The 2,088-nt window shown below is 21.9% G+C and carries 2 protein-coding genes; both read left to right on the top strand.

What is annotated here, in order from left to right:
• Window positions 1-270 precede the first annotated feature (270 nt).
• The gene (locus tag GBZ86_RS15300) at window positions 271-780 is read left to right on the top strand and encodes a PaaI family thioesterase (protein ID WP_152892090.1); all 510 of its coding nucleotides are present in this window, start codon (window positions 271-273) and stop codon (window positions 778-780) included.
• Window positions 781-839: 59 nt separating this feature from the next.
• On the top strand, window positions 840-2,088 hold a 1,249-nt coding region (locus GBZ86_RS15295), incomplete at its 3' end, for a hypothetical protein (RefSeq protein WP_152892088.1).

Raw genomic sequence — 2,088 nt, 5'->3', positions numbered from 1 at the left:
TTATTATTCTTACAAAAAATGGAAAATCCTTCTTTTAATTCATATTTTTTAAAAAAATTTAAAAATATAGTATACTTTGACAATTAAGCAGAATAAATTAAATATTTTAAGAAAATATTATAAAGAATTAAAAGAAGAAGAAAATAGAAGAATTGAAATTTAGGCAGAATTTACAATAGTGATATATAATATTAGATGAAATAAATATTATTAATTATTTCTTTAAAACATAATTATCTACACAAATTTTATTTTTTAGGAGAAATTTAAATGAAGTATAAGGTTATAAAAAAACAAAACAATGGGAAAAAATGTATTGTATGTGGATTAGAAAATAATATAGGATTAAAAACATCTTTTTATGAGTTAGAAAATGGTAAATTAGTTGGAATATGTACAACGAAAGAAGAACATCAAAGTTATCCAGGAAGATTGCACGGAGGAATATCATCTGCATTATTAGATGAAACCATAGGTAGAGCTATTTCAATTAATAACCCCGAAATTTGGGGAGTTACTATTGATTTAAATACTAAATTTAGGAAACCAGTACCTTTAGATGAAGAAATAAAAATAATAGGTGAAATAACTAAAGAAACAAGAAGAGGCTTTGAAGGAGAAGGAAAAATAATTTTAGCTAATGGAGAGGTGGCAGTTACAGCTTGGGGTAGATATATAAAAATGGATATAGATAAAATAACAAATACAAATATTGATCATGAGGAATGGATTTTAAATTTAAAAGAGGATGATCCAACAGAAATTGAAATTTTTGAATAGTTATAAGGAAAGAAAAATTATAGTTGTATAAGAAAATTTGGTGATAGGTGGTGAGATATATGAAAATTTTGTTTCAAATAGAAAATTTTAATATTGAAGATAGTACATTATTTGTAAAATCTAGAATAGAAGATATTAATGAGAAAGAGAGTATTCAGTTATATTTAGGAAAAGTAAAATTTAATAATTTAAAATGTGAAAATTTTATTGAACAAAAGAGTAGTTTTGCATTAATTTATACAAATAATTGTAATAGTGTTAGTTTTTCATACTTTGTTAAAATAGGACATTTAGCTAAGCATGGTCATGGCGGAGAAATAAGTGAAGAATTAATTACTTTTTCAGGGGAGCAAGTACTTATTTTCCCAGTAGAAACTTTAACTATGAATAATAAAAATAATAGTATTATAAGTAATATAAAAATTTTTTTCCAATTTAAAAACTATAAACATAGTATTTTACCTTTGAAATATAAAAAACAAGATATGTTATCCATAGATTTTCCAAAATGGATTAATATATATGATATTATGAAAAGTTCCTATACTTTTGGAGATTTTAGCATTCATAAAAGTATTTATAATGAAAATATTTTAGAAATTTTCTGTGAAAAAAATTTTATAAAGAAAGAAATAGATGAAAATGTTATAGATGATTTAAAAAGATTACATAAATATTATTGTAAGTTATTTAATAGTAATGGAATGAAATTAAATGTAGTGTTACTTAATGAAAGTGTTTATGATGAAAAATATGTGTTAGGTGGGTGTGGAGTAAGTAGTATAGCAGCTACTTTTAATTATAAAAATATTAGAGATTGGCAGTTATTAGCTCATAGAATGTTTCATTCTTTTATGGATTTTAATTTAAAAAGCAGAGAAGTTCATATACCTCCTAATTTATGGTTGACAGAAGGACTAGCTACTTATTATGAAATTATAGCTTTAAATAATTTAAGTAACCTTAGAAAAAAAGAATTAAATATAAATATTGAAAATGACTTTAAAAAGTTATTTACACGTTATTTATATATAAAATTAAAAAATAGTAATATATCAAGTATAATTCCTATGAATGAAAGAAATATAAAAAGTCATGGAAATATGGAATTTCTTCATTATACTTTAGCACCTTTAATAGTTAAACTTATAGAAAGTGAATATAGCAAATTAAATAATAATTACATTATAAAAGAAATAATTTTATTAAATGAAAAGAATAAGGAGCTTTCTATGGAAAATATATTTTATAATATACTGAAAGAAAACTTAAATGAATTTGCTAGTAAGTATTTATTTAGTAATGAAA

It is taken from the genome of Clostridium tarantellae (assembly GCF_009295725.1).
GTDB lineage: Bacteria > Bacillota > Clostridia > Clostridiales > Clostridiaceae > Sarcina > Sarcina tarantellae.
The sequence above is the reverse complement of the archived record's forward strand: the minus strand, read 5'-3'. Positions and strand labels throughout refer to the sequence as shown.

Bases quoted from the DNA above. Each gene is read 5' to 3' on its own strand.
- GBZ86_RS15300 (WP_152892090.1), top strand. From the start codon at position 271: ATGAAGTATAAGGTTATAAAAAAACAAAACAATGGGAAAAAATGTATT.